The sequence below is a fragment of the Arthrobacter sp. PM3 genome (assembly GCF_003352915.1).
Lineage (GTDB): Bacteria > Actinomycetota > Actinomycetes > Actinomycetales > Micrococcaceae > Arthrobacter.
Genome location: NZ_CP022314.1, coordinates 3,985,618 through 4,009,503 on the forward strand (window position 1 = coordinate 3,985,618; position 23,886 = coordinate 4,009,503).

Genomic DNA, 23,886 nt, shown 5'->3' on the forward strand with positions numbered 1-23,886 from the left:
GTATAGCGAGCGCCGGATTGGTCGCAGGTACGGTGCTCTCATTAGGCTGGATGGTCACGCCACTTCACGACACACCTGATTAGGGAGACACCCGTGCCTGAACGACTCGTCCCCGGTGCCGATGCGCCGGAATTCACCCTCAAGGACGCCGACGGGAGGGACGTGAGCCTCAGTAGCTTCCGGGGCCGGAACACCATCCTCTACTTCTACCCCGCCGCCTCCACCCCCGGCTGCACCAAGCAGGCCTGCGACTTCCGCGACTCCCTCGCCTCGCTGCAGCAGGCCGGCTATGACGTGGTGGGCATCTCCCCCGACGCGGTGGGCAAGCTTGCCAAATTCGCAGCCGCCGAGAGCCTGACCTTTCCGCTGCTCTCCGATGAGGACCACGCCGTCGCCGAGGCGTATGCGGCCTGGGGTGAAAAGAAGAACTACGGCAAGACCTACCAGGGCCTCATCCGCTCGACCGTCGTCGTCGATCCCGACGGCAAGGTCGTCGTCGCGCAATACAACGTCCGGGCCACCGGGCATGTCGCCAAACTCCGCCGCGACCTGAAGCTCGGGGAGTAGCTCACGCCGACAGTCTGCCTGACAGTAGGTACAATGGAGCCTGGCGTCCGGCGCCGGGCTTCTTGTCCCGGATCACGACGACGCCGCGCGCGAGTGGTGAAATTGGCAGACACGCAGGATTTAGGTTCCTGTGCCTTCGGGCGTGGGGGTTCAAGTCCCCCCTTGCGCACCAATGAGAACCCCGGTCTTCGGACCGGGGTTCTTGTGCTTTCCGGCCGGTTTCCGCCGGATTCCGGCCGGTTTCCAGGCAATGTCAGGCGCTGATAAAAGAATTCCGGCCCCTCACCCATCCGTTTCTTCCAGGCACCCGAATACCCAATGAGACACCACCCCAGGGTCGGTGCCCGACAGTCGGGAAAGGGCCGCAGCGGCAAAGACCGCAGCCGGCAACCATCGCCACAACAAAGGAGAAACCCGAAATGCAGACCATCAAGCGCACCACCTTCGCCGTTGCAGGTATCGCAGCCGCCGCCATGCTCAGCCTCACTGCCTGCGGTGGATCCAGCGCCCCCGCAGCCTCCTCGGCGCCGGCCGCCGCGCCGTCGGAATCCGGCATGGCACCGTCCCCGTCCATGAGCCCCTCCGCGGCCGCCATGGACCCGGCCGCCAACCTCGTCGGCCCCGGCTGCGCCGATTATGCCGCCCAGGTTCCGAGCGGGGCCGGCTCCGTCTCGGGCATGGCCCTTGACCCGGTGGCCACCGCGGCGTCCAACAACCCGATCCTCACTACCCTGACCGCCGCCGTATCCGGCAAGCTCAACCCCAAGGTCAACCTGGTGGACACGCTGAACGGCAGCGAATTCACCGTCTTCGCCCCGACCGATGACGCCTTCAAGAAGATCGACCCGGCCACCATCGAAGCCCTGAAGTCCGACGACGCCACGCTCAGCAAGATCCTGACCTACCACGTGGTGCCCGGCAAGATCACCCCGGACCAGATCGTCGGCACCCACAAGACCGTTCAGGGCGGCTCCGTCACTGTCACCGGCAGCAAGGATGCCCTCAAGGTCGACAACGCCAACGTTGTCTGCGGCGGCGTCCAGACCGCCAACGCCACCGTCTACATGGTCGACTCCGTCCTGATGCCCAAGTAGGCAACTCCCAGACCCTCCTTCGCCGGTCCGGCGTGACTCCCCGGGCCATAAGGAGAAGCCAAGGCCCGCACCACCAGGTGCGGGCCTTGGCTTCTCTGGTGCCCACGGCCGCCGAGCGATGCCCGGCCCGGCTGTCAACTAGACTGGGGCTGTTCCGCAGCCGGCGGACCATCCAGTTCCCCAGAGGTGATTCCTTCAGTGCCCAGCAGCAGAATGCCCAGCAGGATAGCGCGGCGGCTTGCCGCCAGCATCGGCGCCGTCCTCCTTCTGCTGCCGGTCGCATCCTGCACGGGATCCCCTGATCCCGCGCCCGGCTCCGCCACCTCCTCCGCCGCCGCCGGCGCAGCACCCACGGCCCTGTTCACCTTCGGCACCGCGGCGGAACCGCTGGGGCTGGATCCTGCCCTGGTGTCCGACGTCGAGTCCTACCGCGTTACCCGGCAGGTGCTCGAAGGCCTCGTCGGCGTGGACCAGACCACGGGCCAGCCCACTGCCCTGCTCGCCACCGAATGGTCGCAGAGCGATGACGGCAAGTCCTACACATTCAAGCTCCGCGACAAAGTCAAGTTTCAGGACGGCACGGCCTTTGACGCCGCGGCCGTGTGCACCAACTTCAACCGCTGGTTCAACTTCCCGGAACCGCTGCGCCAGCAGGCCACCGGCACCACGTTCAAGAGCGTGTTCAAGGCCCACGCCGACCAGGCCCCGCTGTCCCTCTACAAGGGCTGCACCGCCGTCGCCCCGGACAACGTGCGGATCGACCTCACCCAGCCGTTCACGGGCTTCCTCCAGGCCCTCACTCTCCCGGCCTTCGCCATCTCCTCCCCGCGGGCCCTTGCCGCGGAACACGCCGATGTCCTGGACCAGAGCCGCGGCGGCCAGCCGGTCTCGGCCTACGGCCTGCACCCCGTGGGAACCGGGCCGTACGTCTTCGGCTCCTGGAACCCGGGCAGCGTCACCCTGACCAGCAACAAGGACTACTGGGGTGACAAGGGGCAGATCGGGACCATCAAGTTCGTCACCTACGACCACCCGCAAAAGCGCATGCAGGCGCTCCTGGACGGCAAGATCGATGGCTACGACGCCGTCACCGTGGGGAACTTTGACCAGTTGGTCAAGAGCGGAAAGCAGATCATCCAGCGGGATCCCTTCTCTGTCATGTACCTGGGCATGAACCAGGACATCCCCATCCTGCAGAACCTCAAGGTGCGCCAGGCGATCGAGATGGCGCTCGACAAGGACACCCTGATCCGGCGCTTCTTCATCGACAACACCGCCCAGGCGTCCCAGTTCGTCCCGCCCAAGCTCAGCGGCTTCAACAACAACGCCCCCACGCTCGGGTACAACCCGGACAAGGCCAAGGAACTGCTGGCCGAGGCCGGGTACAAGGGCGAGGAACTGAAGTTTTACTACCCGCTCAACGTCACCCGGCCCTACCTGCCGACGCCGGAGAAGGTGTACGCGGAGATCAGCCGGCAACTGACCGCCGTCGGGCTCAACATCAAGCCGGTGCCCGTGGACTGGGCCGACGGCTACCTGCAAAAGGTCACCTCGCCGGGCGACCACGCCCTGCACCTGCTGGGCTGGAACGGCTCATACTCCGACCCGGACAACTTCGTCGGCCCGCTCTTCGGCGAGCACACGGGGGAATTCGGTTACCAGGACCCCCAGGTCTTCTCCAAGATCGCCCGGGCCCGCGGATTGCCGGACGGTAAAGACCGCACGGCGGAGTACCAGACCATCAATGCGCAGATCGCGGCCACCGTTCCGGCGGTCCCCATTGCGTTCCCGATCTCCGCCCTGGCGCTCTCGGACCGGGTCCTGAAGTACCCGGCGTCGCCAGTGCTGAATGAAGTTTTCACAAAGGTCGAACTCAGGCCTTGACGCCCGGGGTCAATTTCAGTTAGTGGGCGGTGCAGGGATATTCTGTGACAGCCAGAGCCGCTGCTATCGGAGACTGATTGTGACTTTCATTTCCAAGACCCAACATGCCGACGTCGTCTTGATTGGCGGCGGCATCATGAGCGCCACGCTCGGCGCTTTCATCAAGCAGCTTGAGCCGAACTGGACCATCTCGCTGTTCGAGCGGCTCGACGAGCCCGGTCTGGAGAGCTCCGGACCGTGGAACAATGCCGGCACCGGACACGCCGCCCTGTGTGAGCTTAACTACTCCCCCGCAGCCAAAGACGGCTCGGTGGACCCCGCCAAGGCCCTGAAGATCAACGAGCAGTTCCAGCTGTCCCGCCAGTTCTGGTCCCACCTGGTCTCGAACTCCCTGATCGGCTCCCCCAAGGGCTTCATCAACACCGTGCCGCACATGAGCTTCGTGATCGGCGAGGACCACACCAAGTTCCTCCGCACCCGCTACGAGGCCCTCAAGCCGAACCCGCTGTTCCGGTCCATGGAGTACTCCGAGGACCAGGCGCAGATCGCCAAGTGGGCCCCGCTGATCGTCAAGGGCCGCGATCCCAAGCAGCGCGTCGCGGCGACCCGCGCCGCCGAGGGCACCGACGTCGACTTCGGCGCCCTGACCCGGGAACTGACCACGTACCTGGGCAACAACGGCGTGGAGATCAACTACGGCCACAACGTCAGCGACATCAAGCGCGCGTCCGACGGCGGCTGGGACCTTTCGCTCAAGCACGCCCGCAGCGGCGAGCACGGCTCGATCCACGCGAAGTTCGTGTTTGTCGGCGCCGGCGGCGGCGCCCTGCACCTGCTGCAGGCCTCCGGCATCCCGGAAAGCAAGGGGTTCGGTGGCTTCCCGGTCTCCGGCCAGTTCTTCCGCTGCACCGACGAGTCCCTCGCCGCGCAGCACAGCGCGAAGGTCTACGGCCAGGCGTCGGTCGGTGCCCCGCCGATGTCCGTGCCGCACCTGGACACGCGCTACGTCAACGGCAAGCGCTCCCTGCTGTTCGGCCCGTACGCCGGTTTCTCCACCAACTTCCTCAAGAACGGCTCCTACCTGGACCTGCCGCTGTCCATCCGCCCCTCCAACATCGTCCCGATGCTGGCCGTGGCCAAGGACAACATGGACCTCACCGCCTACCTGATCAAGGAAGTCGCCAAGCGCCACGGCGACAAAGTCGAAGCCCTGCGGGAGTACTACCCCGAGGCGAAGGACGGCGACTGGGAGCTCATCACCGCCGGCCAGCGGGTCCAGATCATCAAGAAGGACCCGAAGAAGGGCGGCGTGCTGCAGTTCGGCACCGAGGTCATCGCCGGGCGCGACGGCACCATCGGCGCCCTGCTCGGCGCGTCCCCGGGCGCGTCCACGGCCGTGCCGATCATGATTGAGCTGCTGCAGAAGTCCTTCCCGAAGAACTTCAAGGGCTGGCAGTCCAAGCTCAAGGAGATGATGCCCGGCTACGGCGTCAAGCTCAATGAGAACCCCGAGCTCGCCGCGCAGCTTGAGGCCGAGACGGCCAGGACGCTGCAGCTCGAACAGGTCTCCGCCCGCAGCTGAGTCCCTGCAGCTGGATCCTCCCAGCCGAACTCCATAGCTGAATCCCGGCCCGGCCGCGGCCTGTACTTCCCGTTTGCAGTTGTCGTCGACCCACCAGGAGACCATGAGATGTTCCGGCTCGCAAAGCTGTCGCTGGCCAACCGGGCCCTGATCGCGCTGATCACGGTGTTCGCCACCGTGTTCGGCGTGATCACGATGTCCTCGCTGAAGCAGGAACTCATCCCGTCCATCGAGTTCCCGCAGATCACGGTCATCAGCTCCATGCCGGGGGCGTCGCCGGAAGTCGTCGACAAGCAGATCAGCGCGCCCCTGGAAAAGGCGCTCAACAGCGTCGAAGGGCTCGAGTCGACGTCGTCGACCTCCCGCAACGGCGTCTCGCAGATCACCCTGGCCTTCACCTACGGCACCAACCTGGACCGGGCCCGGAACCAGATCGACCGGGCGATCTCCAACGCCCAGCAGTCGCTGCCCAAGGACGTCCAGCCGCAGGCCATCGCCGGGAGCATCAGCGACTTCCCGATCGTTTTCCTGGCCGTGTCCTCGGACAAACCGCTCAGCGAACTCAACGCCGACCTCGCCCGGCTCAGCGTGCCCCGGCTGCAGAAGCTCGACGGCGTCCGGGGCGCCGATGTCACCGGCGGCGCCACCGAGCACATCCGGATCCTGCCGCGGCCCGCGGACATGGCGGCGTCGGGCGCGGGCATCCAGTCCATCAGTGACGCCCTGAAGAACAACGGTACGCTGGTACCGGCCGGCACGATCGAGGAACAGGGCAAGACGCTCTCGCTGCAGATCGGCAGCCCGGTGGACTCGCTCGATGCCATCAGGGCCCTGCCCCTGGGCAGCGCCCGCGACGGGGCAACGATCGGCAGCGTCGCGGACGTCAGCCTGGTCGAGGACGCCCGGACGTCCATCACGCGTACCAACGGCAAGGAAACCCTGGCCGTCTCCGTGACCAAGAAGCCCGACGGCGACACGGTGGCGATCTCCCACGCCGTGAAGGACGCCATCCCGCAGCTCGAGGCCGAACTCGGGTCCAACGCCAAATTCACCCCGGTCTTCGACCAGGCGCCGTTCATTGAGAAGTCCATCAAGGACCTCACCACCGAGGGCCTGCTGGGGCTCGGGTTTGCGGTCCTGGTGATCCTGGTGTTCCTGATGTCCGTGCGCGCGACCCTCGTCACGGCCGTGTCCATCCCGCTGTCGTTGCTGATCACGTTCATCGGGCTCTCGGCCACCGGCTACTCCCTGAACATCCTGACCCTCGGGGCGCTGACCATCGCGATCGGCCGGGTGGTGGACGACTCGATCGTGGTCATCGAAAACATCAAGCGCCATTTGAGCTACGGCGAGGACAAGATCACCGCCATCGTGACCTCCATCCGGGAGGTCGCCGGTGCCATCACCGCGTCCACCCTGACCACCGTGGCCGTGTTCCTGCCGATCGCCTTTGTCGGGGACCTCGCCGGGGAGCTGTTCCGGCCCTTCGCCCTCACGGTGACCATCGCCCTGCTTTCCTCGCTGCTGGTTTCGCTCACGATCGTCCCGGTGCTGGCGTACTGGTTCCTGCGCACCCCGGCCGTCACCGGATCCGCCGCTGGTTCTGCTGTCGGCATTGCAGCCGAGGCGCACGAGGCCGAGCAGCGCACGCTGCTGCAGCGCGGCTACCTTCCGGTCCTGTCCGGGACGCAGCGGCACCCGGTCCTGACGCTGGTCGCCGCGGCGCTGGTGCTTGCCGGGACGGTGGCCATGTCCCCGCTGCTCGCCACGGACCTGCTGGGCCGCTCCGGCGAGAACAGCATGACGGTCAAGCAGGCCCTGCCGGCGGGCACGAGCCTGGCCGAAGCCACCGCGGCGGCCATCAAGGTCGAAGATGTCCTGCGCGGCGTCGAGGGGATCAAAGACGTCCAGTCCACCACCGGCAACGCCCAGACCGGATTCTCGGCCCTGCTGTCCACCGGAGCGTCGAATTCGACCTTCACCGTGGTGACGGACGAAAAAGCCAACCAGGGCAAGCTCCAGGACACCGTCCGCACCGAACTTGCCAAGCTCGGCGACGCCGGCAAGATCACGGTCGGGTCCCAGCAGGGCGGCTTCGGCACGTCCTCGACCGTGGACATCACCCTCAAGGCCGCCACCACCGCGGACCTCCGGACCGCCAGTGACGCCATGGTCAAGGCCATGGACGGGGTGCCCGGCAGCAGCGAGGTCGCCACCAACCTGGCTGCCAGCCAGCCCGTGGTCCAGGTCAAAGTTGACCGGGCCAAGGCCGTCGCGGCCGGCCTGAACGAAGAACGCGTGGCCGGGGTCCTCGCCGCCACGATCAGCCCGATCCCCGCCGGAACAGTCAGGATCGACACCGACGACTTCCCGGTACGGATCGGCGAGGGAACCCGCTTTACGAGCATCGACGCCGTCCGTGCGATCCCGCTCCCGACGGCGGCCGGTGCCGTGCCGCTGGGCAACATCGCCTCCGTGGAACAGGTCGATGTACCGGTCTCCATCACCGCCAGCAACGGCCAGCGCACCGCGAAGGTCTCGGTGACGCCGTCGGGCGCCAACCTGGGTGCGGTGAGCACCGAGGTCCAGAACCGGCTCAAATCGGTCCAGCTGCCGCCCGGGGTGACCGCAACAATCGGCGGCGCCACAACTCAGCAGGCAGACTCATTCCGCCAGTTGGGGCTCGCGCTGCTGGCCGCCGTCGCTATTGTCTACGTGATCATGGTGGCCGCCTTCAAGTCCCTCATCCAGCCACTGATCCTGCTGGTTTCGGTCCCCTTCGCAGCGACCGGCGCCATCGCCCTGCTCGTGATCACCGGCGTGCCGCTCGGCCTGCCGTCACTGATCGGCATGCTGATGCTCGTGGGCATCGTGGTGACCAACGCGATTGTGCTGATCGACCTCATCAACCAGTACCGCCAGCCGCGCGACGGCCAGCCGGGCATGAACGTGGCGGACGCCATCACGCACGGCGCCCGCCAGCGCCTCAGGCCCATCCTCATGACGGCCCTCGCCACGGTGTTCGCCCTGACCCCGATGGCCCTGGGCCTGACCGGCGGCGGAGGCTTCATCTCCCAGCCCCTGGCCATCGTGGTGATCGGCGGCCTGATTTCCTCCACCGTGCTCACGCTCATCCTGGTTCCGGTGCTGTACCGGCTCGTCGAGGGCCGGCGCGAACGCATGGCCCTGCGGAAGTCCCTGCGCCGCGGCCGCCACTCCGCACCGGCAGCCGGCGCGTCGGTCGGCCCGGCGACCGGCGAGCCTGAGGAGTTCCCGGACGAATTCCCGGAGGACGCCCCCCTGCCCGCGGGGCCGCGTTAGGCGCGCGGGCTCGGGGCCTTGGCCCGGGCGGCCCGGTGCGTCCGGTGGGCTCCATGGGTTACCCGCGGGGGCTTCGGCAGTCCGCCCCCTGGCTGGGAGCCGTTGTTCCTGTGGCGGGGTTCGGTGCTGTGCCGGGGACCGCTGGAGAGGCCGGCCGGCCGCCGCTTCCAGGCCGCGACGGGGGCCAGCACTTCGCGCGCCGGGTTGCCCGTGAAGGTCGAATTTTCCGGCACGTCCTCGCCCTTCATCACCATGGCGTCGGCCCCGAGGGTCGATCCGTCGCGCATCGTCACACCGTAGTTGACCCAGCCGTCCACCCCGATGGAGCAGCGGTTGCCGAAGACGATGTAGTCCGACTTGAACGTGCCGTCTTCCATGGAATGGCCTTGAACGTGGACTCCCTCGTTGAAGGTGCAGTCATCGCCAATCGTCACCAGGGTCTTCTCCGGCATGTTCAGGCCCGCGTCATACATCCGCTTGCCCACCCTGACGCCCAGCAGCCGCCAGATCATGGGCTTGAACGGCGTGCCATTGAACGGTGCCCCGCCCAGCAGCTTCCACAGCCGTTCGTGCCGCCAGAAGTAGCGGTCATAGATGGAGCAGTACTGCGGTGTCAGGCGGCGGAAGCCCATCACGGAGCGCTCCACCAGGGCCATGAAGAGCACCCTGAACACCATCAGCCCCAGCATGGCGCCGGCGACGGCCAGGACACCGAGGAAGCTGTGCGCGGACACGGCAACGGCGCCCGCCAGGGTGGCCGCCACCAACAGGACATACCGTACTGACAGGAACAGCACCATGCTCACGATGTTGTGCCGGTTCTTCGCCGGGAGCAACCGGTGCATGGCCTCGGCAATCTTGAGTTCGTCAAACCGGCTGTCACGCTGGACGGACCGGGGAATCTCGAACGCTGGCGAGCCCAGCAGCCCGACGTCACGCCGGACCGGGCCGTCGATGGGAATCATCACCTTGGTTGCCAGCAGACAGTTCTCCCCGGCCTGCGCCCCGATGGGGAACGTGATGTTGTTGCCCAGGAAGTTATGTCCGGCGATGCGGACCCTTGAGAGCCGGAAAGAGGTGTTGGTGTAGTCGGCGTTCATCATGTTCAGGCCGTCCGACACCATGGTCCCTGTTCCGACGGAGTTCAGGAACGGCGTTTCGTGGCCCAGCGTGGGGCCGAAGTTCGAGCCTGTCTGTTCCACCTTGCCCAGGTCCCAGCCCAGGGCGCGCAGGTAAGGCACAATGTAGGAGCTGTCACCGAAGACGTCCTTGTAAAGCTTGATGTTCGACACGCGGGCGATCATGCGATGGATGGTGAAGTGCCAGCCGTAAAGCGGGTAGACCACATCCGGTTTGATGAAGACGTTCAGCAGGCGCGGGCCGAGGAGGACGGTCACCAGACCGGTGAACAGCCCGACGATGAACAGCACCAGGGTCACCACTACGACGTCGGCAAAGAACGTGAAGGCGCCCAGCTGCAGGTGTCCGGAGTCCAGATAGGGCGGCAGTAGAGCCGCCAGCCCGAGGACGAAAGCGGGCACAACCAGGACCAGGCGGTTGAACAGCTGGAGCAGCGAGTAGATCACCCGGCGTCGGGTGCTGCAGTGGGCCGCCGGGACCCGCAGGTAGTTCACGTCGGCACGTGCGGCGGGGGAACCGTGCCAGACCTCGCCGTCCGGCACCGCCTGCGAGGTCTGCAACGATGAAGCGTGGCCCAGCTGGGTGTCGTCGCCCATCGACGTTCCGATGTCGAGCGTGGTCCGCTCCGAGACCAGCACGTTGCTTCCCAGAGTCACCGGGCCCATCTCGATCATGCCCTCCCGTGCGCGGTAGCACAGGATCGAGGCGTTTTTGTGGACCACGGTGTTGTCGCCGACGGTGAGCAGGTCCGGGCAGGCAGGCACTTTCCGGGAGAAGATCACCACTCCCTTGCCGATCTTTGCGCCCAGGAGCCGCAGGTACACCACATACAGCGGCGACCCGGCGAACAGGACGAGCGGATTGGCCCGGGTCAGGGTCTTGACCGTCCAGAAACGGAGATAGGACGGACTCCAAATCCGGATGGTCCCCGGCTTCCACCGCCCGACGAGAACCCATTTGAGGATGATCGGAGTCACGGACAGGACCACGAAGGTCGCGGCGCCGAAACCGATGGAGCGGATCCACATGTCAAGGAGCGTGCTTCCGCCCGAGGTCCATTCGTACCCCACGATCAGCAGCCACGCCGCGTACATCGTGTACCCCAGGAAGATCAGCAGTTGGATCACTCCGCACAAGCCGTACTGCAATGAACTCACCGGGCGGAACGGCGCCGCAGGCTCGACGTCGGTCTCCAGCACGGCCGTGCTCGTCACCGATTCGCTGTGCCGGGCCTCGAGGCACGCGGCAAGCTGCCGGACGGTCGGATTCTCGTAGATGTCCTGCATAGCCGCCGGCGGCAGCGCGGTTTCTTTCCGGATGCGGGCGCAGAACCGCGCCATCAACAGAGAGTCTGCGCCGAGGTCGTTGAAGAAGTGGGCGTCGGCGGACACCTTGTCCAGGCTCAGCACGGCGCCAAGCTGCTCGGCCAGGGTTTCCTCGGCAGCGGTTTCCGGCGCCGCGTACGCCCCCGCAGCCGACTGGCTGATCCTGTGCTCCGGACGCGGCAACCGTTTCCTGTCCACCTTGTCGCTGGCCATCATGGGAATGGCGTCCAGCTGTTCAAAATATGCCGGCACCATGTAGCCGGGAAGCCGGGTGCGCAGCATCCGGTGGAGCTCACGGGCATCAACGTCCGTGGCGTCCTGGCGCAGGGTGTAGTAGGCGGCCAGTTCCACCGTTCCGGGTTCCGGCTGGTACGTCTGCACAACCGCCTGCGCGATACCGGGCAGCTGCAGGAGGATGGATTCGATTTCGCTCAGCTCGATGCGGTAGCCGCGGATCTTGACCTGGGTGTCGATCCGGCCGAAGTACTCGAGTTCGCCGTCGTCGTTGATCCGGCCCAGGTCCCCGGTCCGGTAAATCCGGCCGGAGGGGTTGTTCTTGATCCCCACGAAGTCCGGAACAAAGGCCCGTTCCGTCAGATCCGGCCGGTTGACGTATCCCCGGGCCAGCCCGACGCCGGCCAGGCCGATTTCCCCCGTTTCACCGGGCGGCAGGGCGCGCAGCTCCTCGGGATCCACGATGACCGCCGTGTACGTGGGCAGGGGCACGCCGAGGGACACGGGCGTGTCCGGGTCCAGGAGGGACCAGGTGGCGGTCACGGTCGCTTCGGTGGGGCCGTAGACGTTCAGGAAGCGGCGGCCCGGGCGGTGCCACCGCGCGACCAGGTCCTTCGGGCAGGCCTCGCCCGAGACCAGCAGGAAACGGAGCCCGGGCAGGTCCTCGTCGAGGGTGGCCAGCAGCGTCGGCACACAGCAAAGCGCCGTGATGCGTTTTTCCTGCAGGTACTCCGCGAGCTCGGCCCCCAGCATGCTGGACCGGCCCGGCTTGGGCACCAGGGTGGCTCCGACCATCCAGGCGACCCAGATCTCCTCCACCGAAAAGTCAAAGGCGATCGTCATGCCCTGGTACACGCGGTCCTCGGGCACAATGCCGTAGATGTCGGAGGCCACCCGGACAAAGTTGCAGATGCTGGCGTGCTCGACGGCCACGCCCTTGGGCCGGCCGGTCGAGCCGGAGGTGTAGATGATGTAGGCCAGTTCGTCGGCCGTCCCGCCGACGTCCTCCGCGCCCAGGCGCGAGGAATCCTTGGCGTCGATCTGTGCCTCCACAGCATCCAGGCACACAGTCACGGCGGCGACCTCGGGCAGCAGGTCCTTCAGATGGGACAGGGACAGGACCATCGCCACGGTCGCATCTTCGACAATGTATTGGAGGCGGTCCGGCGGGAACCCCGGATCCAGGGGAACATAGGCCGCGTGGATCTTCAGGACCGCGAGCATCGCCACGTAGGACCGCCACGGCTGGTCAAACAGCAGGGCAATGCGGTCACCGGGCCGTGCGCCGCACACCAGCAGATGGCGCGCCAATTGGTTCGCCCGCTCGTCAAGCTGCGCGTAGGTCAGGACGATGTCCCCCGCGTCCACGGCGACCTGGTCGGCCAGTCCCTGTTCCCGCAGGCGGTCACAACGGTCCTCAAAGAGTTGTTCCAGCCGCTCCCCCCGCTGCCAGCGGGCGGCTTGATCCGGCGCGGCCGACGTCAGGACCGTAGCACCGCCCGGGCCGCCGTCCATTGACATTTTGCCGCGCAACTCCGGGGGGCGGGTGAGGCTGTTGCCGATCCTCGCGGTCTTGCCCATCCTTTAGCTCCTTCGCTAGAAGTGACGTGCCACGGTTCTGCCGATCCGCGGGACAGGGGTCAGGTCCCTGCCGGATACTGCAACCCATGTGCGGACCGGGCGGCCGACGGCAGCTGTATGGACGGCAGGTGTGTGGTTGTCAACGTGCGCGGTCACCGGTTCGCTTTCCGCCGGGGCCATGCCGAACGCCCGGCGGACGGCACGTTCGGCGTCCGCGAGCCGGTCGGTGGGGGTGGCGACGCCCAGGCAGGTCTCGGAGATGTCGACGAGGTCGAAGTCGACGTCGACGTCGGACAGGGCCTTGAGGAAAGTGCAGAAGATTTCCGGCGAGGACCTCATCCCCAGGCCCGTGACGGACACCCTTCCCATCTCGTTATCGTGCTGCAGGCCCTGGAATCCGATCGCTCCCTGGGCGGCGTGCAGCACGTCCAGGGCACGTTCTGCCTGCGCAGCGGGAAGGATCAAGGCGACGTCGGAACGCGCCGAACCGGGGCCGGCCGGTTTCTGGACGATGTTTTGTACTGTTGCGCCCGACCGCGACAGCGCTTGGAAGACGTGCGCCATGCATCCCGGTTCGTCCGGTATTCCGGCGACGATGATTTTCGATGCCGAGTTGACCCCGGCCACGGCGGTGACCACGGGTTGCTCGCGTGCCGGCTCGCGCCGCTCATGGCGGTCGAGGCCGGGCAGGATCAGGGTCCCCGGCTCGGCGACAAAGGAGGACCTGACATGGATCGGAATATCGAATCGGCGTGCGTATTCCACGCACCTCAGGTGGAGGACCTTGGACCCGGAGGCCGCGAACTCGAGCATTTCCTCGCTTGAGAGGACGTCCAGTTTTCGCGCCGTCGGCACAACCCGGGGGTCCGCTGTGTAGACACCGTCGACATCCGTGTAGATCTCGCAAATGCCGGCCCCCAGTGCTGCCGCCAGTGCCACCGCGGTCAGGTCCGAGCCGCCCCGGCCGAGGGTGGTGACTTTCCGACGCTTCTTCGTTCTGCCCTGGAATCCCGCAACGATGGGCACTTCGCCGCGGGCGAGGCAGGCACGGACGCGGTCGGGCCGGACGTCGGTGATGTGCGCCTTGCCGTGGACGCTGTCGGTAATCAGTCCCGCCGCACTGCCGGTGAATGTCCGCCCCACCTGGCCAAGATCGGCCAGGGCGATGGCCAGCAGGGCCGAGGACACGAGCTCCCCGATGCTCAGGAGGGCGTCGAGGTCCCCGGGCAGCGGCCTGGTGGAAACTCCGGCGGCGAGGTCACAGAGTTCATCGGTGGTGTCCCCCATGGCCGACACGACCGCCACCACGCGGAACCCGTCCTCCCGGGTCTTGGCTATCCGCTCGGCGGCGCGGACGATACCGGCGGCATCCGCCAGCGACGAACCGCCAAACTTCTGGACTATGACACTTCCGGCCGGTATGACGCTGCCGGGCGGCATCGGCCGGCCAGCTTCCTCTGGATCACTATCGTTGACCGCTAGTGCCTTACGGGTGCCCATTTCTCTCCCCGAAATCTGCTTCGATTCTTGCGCGCGGTCTGTGCCCCACGCGGCGGTCGGTGCGGATGCTCAAACGCTGGAGACCAGGGCGACCGGGATCCCGGTCACGGATTCTGCGGCTCCGGCGAGAATGTCGAGTCCTTTCTGCAGCTCCTGGGCGCTGATTGTCAGCGCGGGCATGGTCTTGAGGACCTCGCTCTCCGGCCCGGACGTTTCGAGGAGCAGCCCTCGGGCGAACGACTCGGCAGCAATCTTTTCCGCTGTACCGGGACTGGGGTAGTAAATGCCCGCGAGCAGGCCGCGGCCGCGGACGGTGGCGCCTTCGACGCTCGCCGCGATCCGGGCAAGCCCGTCATGCAACTGGCCAATGAGCGCGGCGACATGCGCTTCGAACCTGCCGTCCCGCCAAAAATGGTCCAGCGCCGCGGTTCCTGTGACGAAGGCCGGGTTGTGCCCGCGGAATGTGCCGTTGTGCTCGCCGGGCTTCCAGATGTCCAGTTCGGGCCTGAAGAGGGTCAGGGCCAAAGGCAGCCCGAAGCCCGAGATGGACTTCGACAGGGTGATGATGTCCGGGGTGATCCCGGCCTCTTCAAAGCTGAAGAAGGTGCCGGTCCGTCCGCAGCCGGCCTGGACGTCGTCAACGATCAGCAGGATGCCGTGATCGTGGCACAGCTCCGCGAGGCCCCGCAGCCAGGATGCCCGGGCGGCCCGGAGTCCGCCCTCGCCCTGGACCGTCTCCACGATCACCGCGGCTGGCTTGTCGAGCCCCGAACCGCTGTCTTCCAGGGCGTGCCGCAGCCAGAGGAAGTCCGGCGCCTGCCCGTCGAAGAATCCGTCGTAGGGCATGCTGGTTGTATTCGTCAGCGGGACGCCGGCCCCCTGGCGTTTCATGGAATTGCCTGTCACCGACAAGGAGCCCAGAGTCATCCCGTGGAACGCATTGGTGAAGCTCAGGACCTGCTGCCGGCCGGTAGCCTTGCGCGCCAGCTTCAGAGCCGCCTCCACGGAGTTGGTTCCCGTGGGCCCGGGGAACATGACTTTGTAGTCCATGCTCCGCGGCTGGAGGATCACTTCCTGGAAGGTTTCCAGGAAACGCCGCTTGGCGGGGGTTTTCATGTCGAGCGAGTGGACGATCGCGCCGGAGAGCAGATATTCAACCAACGGGCGCAGGAGCACCGGATTGTTGTGTCCGTAGTTCAGGGCCCCCGCACCGGAGAAGAAGTCCACGTATTCGCGGCCGTCTTCACTGTAAAGGGTGCTGCCTGCGGCACGTTCAAAAACGGTGTCCCAACTGCGGCAATAGCAGCGAACCTCAGACTCCAAGCTCTCAAAGATATCCATCTTTCGACGTCCCCCGTACTTCTGCAACTGGCGAAGTTTCCCGTGCGTGCCTGCAGCCCGGGCTTTCAGATGACGGGCAGGCGGAAGGGCACGGCGCCTGCGGCGCGCTGCCCCCGGCCCCCGCGGGCCCGTATTTTCTTGGCCTGCGGAGAGAGTCCGCCGGCAAACTGGGCAGTTACGTCACATCAGCCACGTCACGTCAACAGCGTCACAGACGTCTCGTCGCGTCACATAATGTACGGCTGCCCGGATGTCAATCTATAGCCAGAATAATCTCAGCTTGCTCACAGCACCTGAGTAGCCGGTACCTGTTTTTTGCGCGTAAGCGGCTGATAAACTACGTGACTAGTCGCAGGTCCAAGAGGCCTTACGCCAAAGGTGTACTCGAACTTCCCGTAACAGGCCGAATGCCTGTTGCCAACGCCCGAAACCTGCCCTAACCTTGGCCGGGCCGCCTTATCCCTTGCCTGTGGCGTAGGCCGCGGTGGCGTAGGCGAGGGCGGCGGACATTTCCTTGAGCAAATCGGCGTTTGTGTTGGCAATGGTGTCGCAGGCCTCGTGGTAGCAGGGATCGAGATGCTTGCCGGCCTGGCCGCCGTACTCCTGCACCTGGGCCTGGGTCTTCTTCTTCACATCGCCGGTGAACAGCCCGCCGCCGGGAATGCCCGCCGAGAGGAACGCGTCGTAGTCGGAGCCGCCGTCGAACGGCGTGGTCTCGGCCGGCAGCGAGTTCTCTTCGAAGAAGCGGAAGAAAATGTCCTCGATCGCCTTCGACCCGGCCGGCCCGGCGTTCCCGAAGTCCGTGCCGTCGCCGTCGTGCACGGACCGGACCCCGTTGGGCGACGCGGCCATGTCCACGTTCAGGTTCGCCGCGGTCTGTTGCTTCTCGGTCCGGCTGAGCTCGTCGACATAGTGCTGGGATCCGTAGAGCCCGTCTTCCTCCCCGCCCCAGAACGCGAACCGGACCCGGTTGGCCGGCGCGATCCCGGATTCCTTCAGCCACCGCGCGGTCTCGAGGACGGCCGCGACACCGCTGGCGTTGTCATTGATGCCGGGACCCTCGGGCACCGAGTCCAGGTGCGCGCCCACCACCACGGTACGCTCCGCGCTGCCGCCGGTGTCGGCGAGGATATTGAAGGACTGCACCCGCTTCTTGTTCCGGCCCTCTCCCCGGAAGCTGAAGGCCTGCCGGACCGGCGTGTAGCCGGCCGCCCGCAGCTGCTCCTCGACGTAGCGGCCCGATTCCTCGTACCCGTTCGTGCCGGAGGCGCGGTTGCCGTCATTGGCGTCGGCGATCCGCTGCAGCGCCTCCAAATGGCTGCTCACGCCGCGGGACTTGAAGTCCGCCAGCACCGTGCGCGCATCCACCGGGCTCACCGGGTCCAGCCGCGAACCGCTGCAGCCTGCCAGGGCGATACTGACCGCACTCAGGATGACCGCGGCAGCCGCCGCAGTGCGTTTCCGCCTGTCCAATCGTGCACCCGTCACGGTACGAAGATAGCGTGCCGGCCGGCACAGGGGGAAGGGAATATCCGGACGCAGGTGGCGTTATACCTGCCGATACATGCAAATGCATGTAACTCGGCTATAGTGGAAGCAGTTCCCGGATCAGACCGGCCACGGAAAGGCACATCATGCAAATCGGCGTCTTCAGCGTCAGCGACATCACCACCGACCCCACCACGGGCCGGACCCCTACGGAACACGAACGCATCAAGGCGTCCGTGGCGATCGCTAAGAAGGTCGAAGAGATCGGCATGGATGTCTACGCGATCGGCGAGCACCACAACCGGCCGTTCTTCTCCTCCTCCCCCACCACCACGCTGGCCTACATCGCCGCCCAGACGGAGCGCATCATCCTCTCGACGGCCACCACCCTGATCACCACGAATGACCCGGTCAAGATCGCCGAGGATTTCGCGATGCTCCAACACCTCGCGGACGGCCGCGTGGACCTGGTGCTGGGCCGCGGCAACACGGCCCCCGTCTACCCCTGGTTCGGCAAGAACATCCAGGACGGAATCGAACTGGCGATCGAGAACTACAGCCTGCTGCGCCGGCTCTGGGATGAAGACACCGTCAACTGGTCCGGCAAGCACCGCACCCCACTGCAGAACTTCACCTCCACGCCCCGCCCGCTCGACGGCGTCGCGCCTTTTGTCTGGCACGGTTCCATTCGCACGCCGCAGATCGCCGAAGTGGCCGCGTACTACGGCGACGGCTTCTTCGCCAACAACATCTTCTGGCCCAAGGAGCACTACCAGCAGCTGATCGGCCTCTACCGTGAGCGCTACGAGCACTACGGCCACGGCAAGGCGGACCAGGCCATCGTGGGCCTCGGCGGCCAGTTCTTCATGCGGAAGAACTCCCAGGACGCCGTCAAGGAGTTCCGTCCCTACTTCGACAACGCCCCCGTCTACGGCCATGGTCCGTCGCTGGAGGACTTCACGTCCCAGACGCCGCTGACGGTCGGGAGCCCGCAGGAGGTCATCGAAAAGACCCTCACGTTCCGGGAGTATTTCGGTGACTACCAGCGGCAGCTGTTCCTGATTGACCACGCGGGGCTGCCGCTGAAGACCGTGCTGGAGCAGCTGGACCTGTTCGGCGAAGAGGTCCTGCCGGTGCTCCGCAAGGAATACGCCGAGAAGACCCCGGCGCACGTTCCGGAACCGCCGACGCACGCCGGCCGGGTCGCCGCGGCGGTGGCTGCCGGGACCGTCGACGCCGGCACGGTCGAAAACACGCGTCTGGACGCGTGATGTCTGCCAAGACCACCGAATCACCTGTTCGCCTGGCCGCGGAAACCTGGGAATCCCTGTTCCGCGCCCAGGTGGCGGTGATGCGCAAACTGCAGGCGGCGCCGGCGTTCAAGGCCCTCGCCGTCAATGAGTACGACGTTCTCTTCACGCTCTCCCGCTGCCCCTCCGGATGGCTGCGCCTGAACGAGCTCAATGACAACGTGCTGCTGAGCCAGTCCAGCCTGAGCAGGCTCGTGGAGCGGCTCGAAAGGCGCGGCCTCGTGGAGCGGATGCCGGCCCCGGACGACGGGCGCGGCATCCTCGTCCGGCTCACCGAGGCCGGACGGGACCTGCAGAAGCAGATCGGCCGCGAGCACGTCCGGGACATCGCGGCCCTGGTGGGTCCTGCGCTCTCCGCCGCGGAACAGCAGGAACTGCTGCGGCTGACCGAGAAGCTCCGCGCCGCGGTCGCCGCCCGCTGACGGGGGGCCCGGTGCGAACGGGCGCCTAGCGGATGGCGACGAGCTTCGCCGGGTCTTCCTCCGGGAGCACATCGACGGTGGCGGTGACTTTGAGCTCCTTCAACGACAGGCTGCCGCCCACGGTGGACAGGAAGGCGGTGTCCGAAGAATCGCGTCCGGCCGTGATCCGCAGCATGCTTTCCCGCGGAGCGAGTCCGGTGGGGTCGATGATGTGCCAGGCGCCGTTGATGTGTGCTTCGGCGACGGCGTGGAAGTCCATCGGGGTCAGGCCCGGCGCGTAGACGGCGGCCAGCCGGGCCGGGACGTTTTTCGAGCGCAGCAGAGAAATGGCGAGGTGGGCGAAGTCCCGGCAGACGCCGCGGCGGTGCAGGAGGGTCTCGACGGCGCCGTCGGTTCCCCGCGAGGAGCCGCTGACGTAGCGCAGCTCGCTGAAGACCCAGTTGCGGACCGCGTGGAGCAGTTCTTCGCCCTGGAGGCCGCCGAATTCCGCGTAGGCGGTGGGCAGCAGCCGGTCGGACTCCGCGTAGCGGCTGGGCCGGACATAGCGGATCAGTTCCATGAGCCCGGGTTCTTCCGGCAGCGCGAACCCGGTGACGGTGGCCGAGTATTCGACGAGGACTTCGGTGGGCTCGGCGAATTCCATGTAGTGGAAGCGCCCGCCGTGGTGGTCCGACAGCTCGGTGAGCGGCACGTCTTCACCGCCCGCAGTCACCACGAGCGACTCCTCCAGCGAGTCATACCCGGCATTCCGCGCCACGGCGACGGCGAGGGCCACCTTGGTTTCGGCAACGGTTTTGAAGGCCAGGCGGGCGGCTACGGTGCGTTCCATGTATCTCCGGGATGTGAGGTGACGTCAGGGGAAGATCGCCGCCGACGGCCCGGGGATGTGCGGGTGGGCGGGACTAGTTTTTGATCTTCAGAGACATTAGCATCCGCTGGACATTGGCGAATTCCGAGCCCTCGTGGACGTACTTGGCCGCCTGGTCAAGGGTGTCGAACGCCTTTGCCGGGGCAACCTTCCGGTCGGGAGCCAGTGGCTTGAGCACCGTCAGGTCGCCAAAGGAGTAGTCGGCCTTGCCGTCCGGGCCGCGGACCACATTCTGCAGGGCGCAGCTCTTGCCGCCGGCGCCGCCCGCCACGTTCGTGATGCCGTAGGAGCCGAAGAACTTGTAGCCCTGGATGACCCGGAACACCACGTGCGGGTCGATCGTCCCCTCGCCGCCGCCGTGCGGCAGGTCCACGGGCACGCTGCTGACCACCACGTACTCGCGGGCGGCACCGTCCGGGCAGGCCGCGGCCGGCTGCGGCTTCAGGCCCGTCTGCAGGGTGGCCAGGTACACGCCGTCGGCGTCCTTGACCTCGATCTTGAGGCCGCCCGGAAGCGTTCCCTGGTCCGGGGCCACGGACTGGACAATCCAGTCCTGCGGAACCTCGAAACTGACAGTCTTCGCCGGGTCGGTGAAGACTTTCCAGGCCTGCGCCGTCGAGCCCGGGGCGGAGGAGACGCTGGCGGAGGCCGTCGGGCTCCCGGTGGTGGCCGGCGTCGTACTCTCCGCAGCGCTGCCGCCTGCCGTCCAGACGGGTGCACCCTTGCCCTCGCTGCTGCACCCGGAGAGCGCTGCCGCCGCAACCGCGAGCGCCGCGCCGGTGCGCAGCACGGCGCCCCGGATCCCAGCGACGCCGGTTCGTGAAGAAGGGGTGGTCCCGCTCATGGTGCCAGCCTAACCGCGGCACCCCGATCCGGCTCCCATGTCCGGGACATAAATCCGGGCAGAAAATCCGCCCGGGGAAAGCGGGATACGCTGGGGGCATGGCCGAACAGCACTTTGACGGAACGCATCTTGGGGCGCAGGACGATGTGGCGGGAATGTCGGCGCTCGATATCGCGGACTGGCGGCTGCGGACCTTTGCCCTCTACGCCACGGTGCGCAAGCTGGCAGCCGAGAGCCCCGCGGAAGCCCATTCCTACTGGCGCCACGAGCGGGACCGGATGTTCGGCACCCACCCGGCGTCGGCGCTGACGGCCGCGGCCAAGGCCAGCTTCGGCGGCCTGAAGACGGCGGACTACGATCCCATCTACCGTTTCCATGTCCCCCTGACCCCGGAGGGCGCCGGCCGGGAGATGAACGTCGAAACGGCGACCGACGGACTGGTCCGGTTCGTCCGGCTGGGCACCTTCGACCTTCCCGAGATGGGGCAGCTCGCGGTCTGGAAGCTCCACGGCTACGGCGGCGGGATCTTTGTGCCTTTCCGTGATGCCACCGCCGGGCAGCCCGGCGGCAGCTACGGCGCCGGACGGTACCTGCTGGACACCATCAAGGGCGCCTTCCACGGCGTGCGCGGGTCCGGGCCCAAGGCCGAATTCGTCCTCGACTTCAACTTCGCCTACAACCCCTCCTGCGCCTACAACGAAGCGTGGGCATGTCCCCTGGCGGGCCCGGCCAACCGGCTGGCCGTCGAGATCCCCGTGGGCGAGCTGTACTGAGCGGATGGAGTCCCAGCTCGAACAGCAGTCCCGGGGCGCCGGCGTCGTCCGCGGGCCGGCCACCCGGCGGTACCGCGGAATCCTCCGCTACCCCGTGGTCCGGCAGCTCATCCGGTTCACCGGGGTCGGCATTGTCTGCACCGTGACGTCGCTGGCCCTGTACGCGCTCTCCCGGCCCTGGCTGGGGCCCCAGCCGGCCAACGCGGCGGCCCTGATCGTGACCTCGTTCATGAACACCGCGCTCAACCGGCGCCTGACGTTCAAAATCACCGAGCGCCGCCGGATGAAGCGCGACCACCTCAACGGCCTGATCGTGATCCTGGTGGCCCTGCTGATCACCGGCGGCAGCCTCGCCGTCCTGCACTGGCTCAGGCCCGACGCCACGGTGGCCGACGAACTCTGGACCACCACCCTCTCCGGCTTCGCCGCCACCGCCGTGCGGTTCACGATGCTGCGGCACTGGATCTTCCGCCGCGCCCGGCACCGCTGAGGACCCCTGCTGCTAGCTGGTTGGGCCGAGGGCACGGACGCTGACGACGGCGGTGCGGACCGCGGCCGCTGCCTCCTGCAGCTCCCCCGCGGTGATGGCGGAGTCAAAGCTGAAACGCACGGCCGTCTGGGCCACCGCCGGCTCGATGCCCATGGCCAGGAGCACCGGTGAGGGCGCGTCCGAGCCCGCCGCACAGGCCGATCCGCTGGAGCAGATCACGCCCTGCCGTTCGAGTTCCAGCAGCACGGACTCGCCGCTGGTGCCCGGGAAGCAGAAGGACGCCACGGAGGGCAGCCGCTCGGTGGGGTGGCCGGTGAGGAACGCCCCCGGAACGCCGGCCAGCACCGCCTCAATGAACCCGTCGCGGAGGGCCGCCACGCGCCCGGACGGGCCGGCCGGGTCTGCGGTCGCGGCCAGGGTCAGGGCCGTCGCCGTTGCTACCGCGCCGGCGACGTTCTCCGTGCCGGAGCGGCGGCCGCGCTCCTGGCCGCCGCCGTGGACCAGCGGTTCCACCCTGGTCCGGCCGCGGAGGAAGAGGGCGCCGCTGCCCTTCGGTGCGCCGAGCTTGTGGCCGGACATGCTCAGTGCGTCCACGCCCAGGGCGCCGGTGTCCAGCGGCAGCCAGCCGGCGGCCTGGACGGCGTCGGTGTGGAAGGGGATCCCCCGTTCGCGGGCCAGCGCGGCGAGCCGGGCGACCGGCTGGACCGTGCCGACCTCGTTGTTGGCGTACATGACGCTGACCAGGGCGGTCCGGGGACCCAGCACCGCCAGGAGCGCCTCCTCTGTGACCTGCCCGTAGCGGTCCACGGGGATCACATCGACGCCGAAGCCGTGGACGCGTTCGAGATACCTGGCCGATTCCTCCACCGCGGGATGTTCGACGGCGCTGATCGCCACCCGGTCCAGGCCCGGGTCGGCGGAGCGCCGGGCCAGGGCGATGCCCTTGACGGCGAGGTTGTCCGCCTCCGTTCCGCCGGAGGTGAAGATGACTTCCCCGGGCCGGCAGCCCAGTGCCTTGGCCGTCGCGGCCCGGGCGCCGGCGAGCGCCGTCGCGGCCGCATCCCCCAGCGAGTGGTGGCTCGACGGGTTGCCGAATTCGCCGGTGAGGTACGGCCACATGGCCTCCAGCACCTCGCGGCGGACCGGCGTGGTGGCGGCGGCGTCGAGGAAGATCACGGTGCGCCTCAGCCGGCCGCCGAGACAGCGTCTGGATCCGTGCCTGCGGCGATGTCCAGCTCGATGTCGAGGCCGAGGTCCAGGGCCGTGACACTGTGCGTGAGCCCGCCGATCGAGATGACGTCCACTCCGGTGGCCGCGATGTCCGCCACGGTGGCGAGGTTGACGTTGCCGCTGGCTTCGATGCGGGCGCGGCCGGCCACGAGTTCGACGCCGGCCGCGAGTTCGGCCAGGGAAAAGTTGTCCAGCATGATGGTGTCCACCCCGGCGGCCAGCACGGGTTCAATCTGTTCCATGGTGTCCACTTCCACCTCGAAGTGCGTGGTGTGCCCAAGCTGGGCCTTGGCCCGGCGCAGCACCGCGGTGAGCTTCGCCGGGTCTCCCCCGGTCAGGACGGCCAGGTGGTTGTCCTTGGCCAGGACGGCGTCGGAGAGGCTGAAACGGTGGTTGGCGCCGCCGCCGCAGCGCACGGCGTAGCGTTCCAGCACGCGCAGCCCCGGCGTCGTCTTGCGGGTGTCGGTGATCCTGGCCCCGGTGCCTTCGACGAGCGCCACGAACTCGGCGGTCCTGGTGGCGATGGCGCTCATCCGCTGGACCAGGTTCAGACCGACGCGTTCGGCCAGCAGCACGGCGCGGGCGTTCCCGGTCACCCGGGCCAGGGCGGTTCCGGCGTGAAAGGTCTCGCCGTCGCTGACCAGCAGTTCGACGGCGGCGTCCGGGTCGGTCAGCGTCATTGCCGCGGCGAACACCTCACCGCCGCTCATGACGCCGGGCACGCGGGCGTTCAGCACCGCGGTTGCCCGTGCCTGCGCGGGAATGAGCGTCTGCGAGGTGATGTCGCCGTACGGGGCGTCTTCCTGGAGCGCGGCGCGCAGGACCGCCAGGACGGCGGATTCGGGCAGGCTCCCGGCGAGCGCCGCGGTGCGGGCGGGCAGGGTTTCCGGGC

General features: G+C 67.3%; 17 protein-coding genes and 1 tRNA gene. 10 read left to right on the forward strand and 8 right to left on the reverse strand.

Translation table 11 applies throughout. The features are described 5' to 3' along the window. The first annotated feature begins 93 nt into the window (after positions 1-93). The 6 genes from bcp (at position 94) to CFN17_RS18150 (ending at position 8,448) form a co-directional block, all read left to right on the forward strand. The gene (bcp, locus tag CFN17_RS18125; RefSeq protein WP_208749081.1) at positions 94-567 is read left to right on the forward strand and encodes a thioredoxin-dependent thiol peroxidase; all 474 of its coding nucleotides are present in this window, start codon (positions 94-96) and stop codon (positions 565-567) included. 87 nt (positions 568-654) lie between these two features. After that, positions 655-739 (forward strand) — tRNA-Leu (locus CFN17_RS18130). A gap of 247 nt (positions 740-986) precedes the next feature. Continuing rightward, complete coding sequence (locus CFN17_RS18135) at positions 987-1,661, forward strand: fasciclin domain-containing protein (protein WP_208749082.1); 675 nt, start codon at positions 987-989, stop codon at positions 1,659-1,661. A 213-nt stretch (positions 1,662-1,874) separates the two neighbouring features. Further along, positions 1,875-3,545 carry an ABC transporter substrate-binding protein gene (locus CFN17_RS18140; protein WP_208749083.1) on the forward strand — a complete coding sequence of 557 codons (1,671 nt, stop codon included), beginning with the start codon at positions 1,875-1,877 and terminating at the stop codon, positions 3,543-3,545. 79 nt (positions 3,546-3,624) lie between these two features. Further along, positions 3,625-5,127: a malate:quinone oxidoreductase gene (locus CFN17_RS18145; RefSeq protein ID WP_208749084.1), complete on the forward strand. Its 1,503-nt coding sequence runs from the start codon at positions 3,625-3,627 to the stop codon at positions 5,125-5,127. A gap of 108 nt (positions 5,128-5,235) precedes the next feature. Continuing rightward, positions 5,236-8,448 carry an efflux RND transporter permease subunit gene (locus tag CFN17_RS18150; RefSeq protein ID WP_208749085.1) on the forward strand — a complete coding sequence of 1,071 codons (3,213 nt, stop codon included), beginning with the start codon at positions 5,236-5,238 and terminating at the stop codon, positions 8,446-8,448. Here the strand turns inward: CFN17_RS18150 and CFN17_RS18155 are convergent. The 4 genes from CFN17_RS18155 to CFN17_RS18170 all read right to left on the reverse strand — a co-directional run bounded on the left by CFN17_RS18155 (position 8,445) and on the right by CFN17_RS18170 (position 17,057). Continuing rightward, positions 8,445-12,728, reverse strand: coding sequence for a Pls/PosA family non-ribosomal peptide synthetase (locus CFN17_RS18155; protein ID WP_208749086.1), 4,284 nt, complete (start codon positions 12,726-12,728; stop codon positions 8,445-8,447). The two genes, CFN17_RS18150 and CFN17_RS18155, sit on opposite strands and share 4 nt — an antisense overlap. Before the next feature lie 15 nt (positions 12,729-12,743). After that, positions 12,744-14,168, reverse strand: coding sequence for an aspartate kinase (locus CFN17_RS18160; protein WP_261792264.1), 1,425 nt, complete (start codon positions 14,166-14,168; stop codon positions 12,744-12,746). Positions 14,169-14,297: 129 nt separating this feature from the next. Continuing rightward, a complete protein-coding gene (gene ectB, locus CFN17_RS18165) occupies positions 14,298-15,569 on the reverse strand; it encodes a diaminobutyrate--2-oxoglutarate transaminase (protein WP_208749088.1) in 1,272 nt (423 codons plus the stop codon). Positions 15,570-16,025: 456 nt separating this feature from the next. Continuing rightward, positions 16,026-17,057: a M20/M25/M40 family metallo-hydrolase gene (locus tag CFN17_RS18170; RefSeq protein WP_208749089.1), complete on the reverse strand. Its 1,032-nt coding sequence runs from the start codon at positions 17,055-17,057 to the stop codon at positions 16,026-16,028. A 146-nt stretch (positions 17,058-17,203) separates the two neighbouring features. On the opposite strand from CFN17_RS18170, the gene CFN17_RS18175 reads away from it, so the two are divergent. Continuing rightward, entirely contained in the window at positions 17,204-18,328 is a 1,125-nt protein-coding gene (locus CFN17_RS18175) for an LLM class flavin-dependent oxidoreductase (protein ID WP_146337233.1), read from the forward strand. Continuing rightward, a complete protein-coding gene (locus tag CFN17_RS18180) occupies positions 18,328-18,789 on the forward strand; it encodes a MarR family winged helix-turn-helix transcriptional regulator (RefSeq protein WP_208749090.1) in 462 nt (153 codons plus the stop codon). The genes CFN17_RS18175 and CFN17_RS18180 overlap by 1 nt, the downstream gene beginning before the upstream one ends. Before the next feature lie 25 nt (positions 18,790-18,814). On the opposite strand, the gene CFN17_RS18185 is transcribed toward CFN17_RS18180, so the two are convergent. Both CFN17_RS18185 and CFN17_RS18190 read right to left on the reverse strand, forming a co-directional pair. Beyond that, a complete protein-coding gene (locus CFN17_RS18185; protein WP_208749091.1) occupies positions 18,815-19,618 on the reverse strand; it encodes a transglutaminase family protein in 804 nt (267 codons plus the stop codon). Positions 19,619-19,691: 73 nt separating this feature from the next. Then, positions 19,692-20,501 carry a hypothetical protein gene (locus CFN17_RS18190; RefSeq protein ID WP_208749092.1) on the reverse strand — a complete coding sequence of 270 codons (810 nt, stop codon included), beginning with the start codon at positions 20,499-20,501 and terminating at the stop codon, positions 19,692-19,694. A gap of 98 nt (positions 20,502-20,599) precedes the next feature. Between CFN17_RS18190 and CFN17_RS18195 the strand changes: the two genes are divergently transcribed. After that, entirely contained in the window at positions 20,600-21,274 is a 675-nt protein-coding gene (locus CFN17_RS18195; RefSeq protein ID WP_208749093.1) for a DUF1684 domain-containing protein, read from the forward strand. Positions 21,275-21,278: 4 nt separating this feature from the next. Continuing rightward, positions 21,279-21,764: a GtrA family protein gene (locus CFN17_RS18200; RefSeq protein ID WP_208749094.1), complete on the forward strand. Its 486-nt coding sequence runs from the start codon at positions 21,279-21,281 to the stop codon at positions 21,762-21,764. Between the two features lie 12 nt (positions 21,765-21,776). Here the strand turns inward: CFN17_RS18200 and CFN17_RS18205 are convergent, their stop codons facing one another. Both CFN17_RS18205 and nadC read right to left on the reverse strand, forming a co-directional pair. Beyond that, positions 21,777-22,940 (reverse strand): cysteine desulfurase family protein, encoded by a 1,164-nt coding sequence (locus CFN17_RS18205; protein ID WP_208749095.1) that lies wholly within the window; start codon positions 22,938-22,940, stop codon positions 21,777-21,779. A gap of 8 nt (positions 22,941-22,948) precedes the next feature. Continuing rightward, positions 22,949-23,842, reverse strand: a complete 894-nt coding sequence (nadC, locus tag CFN17_RS18210) for a carboxylating nicotinate-nucleotide diphosphorylase (RefSeq protein WP_395926932.1) — start codon at positions 23,840-23,842, stop codon at positions 22,949-22,951. Between the last annotated feature and the right edge of the window lie 44 nt (positions 23,843-23,886).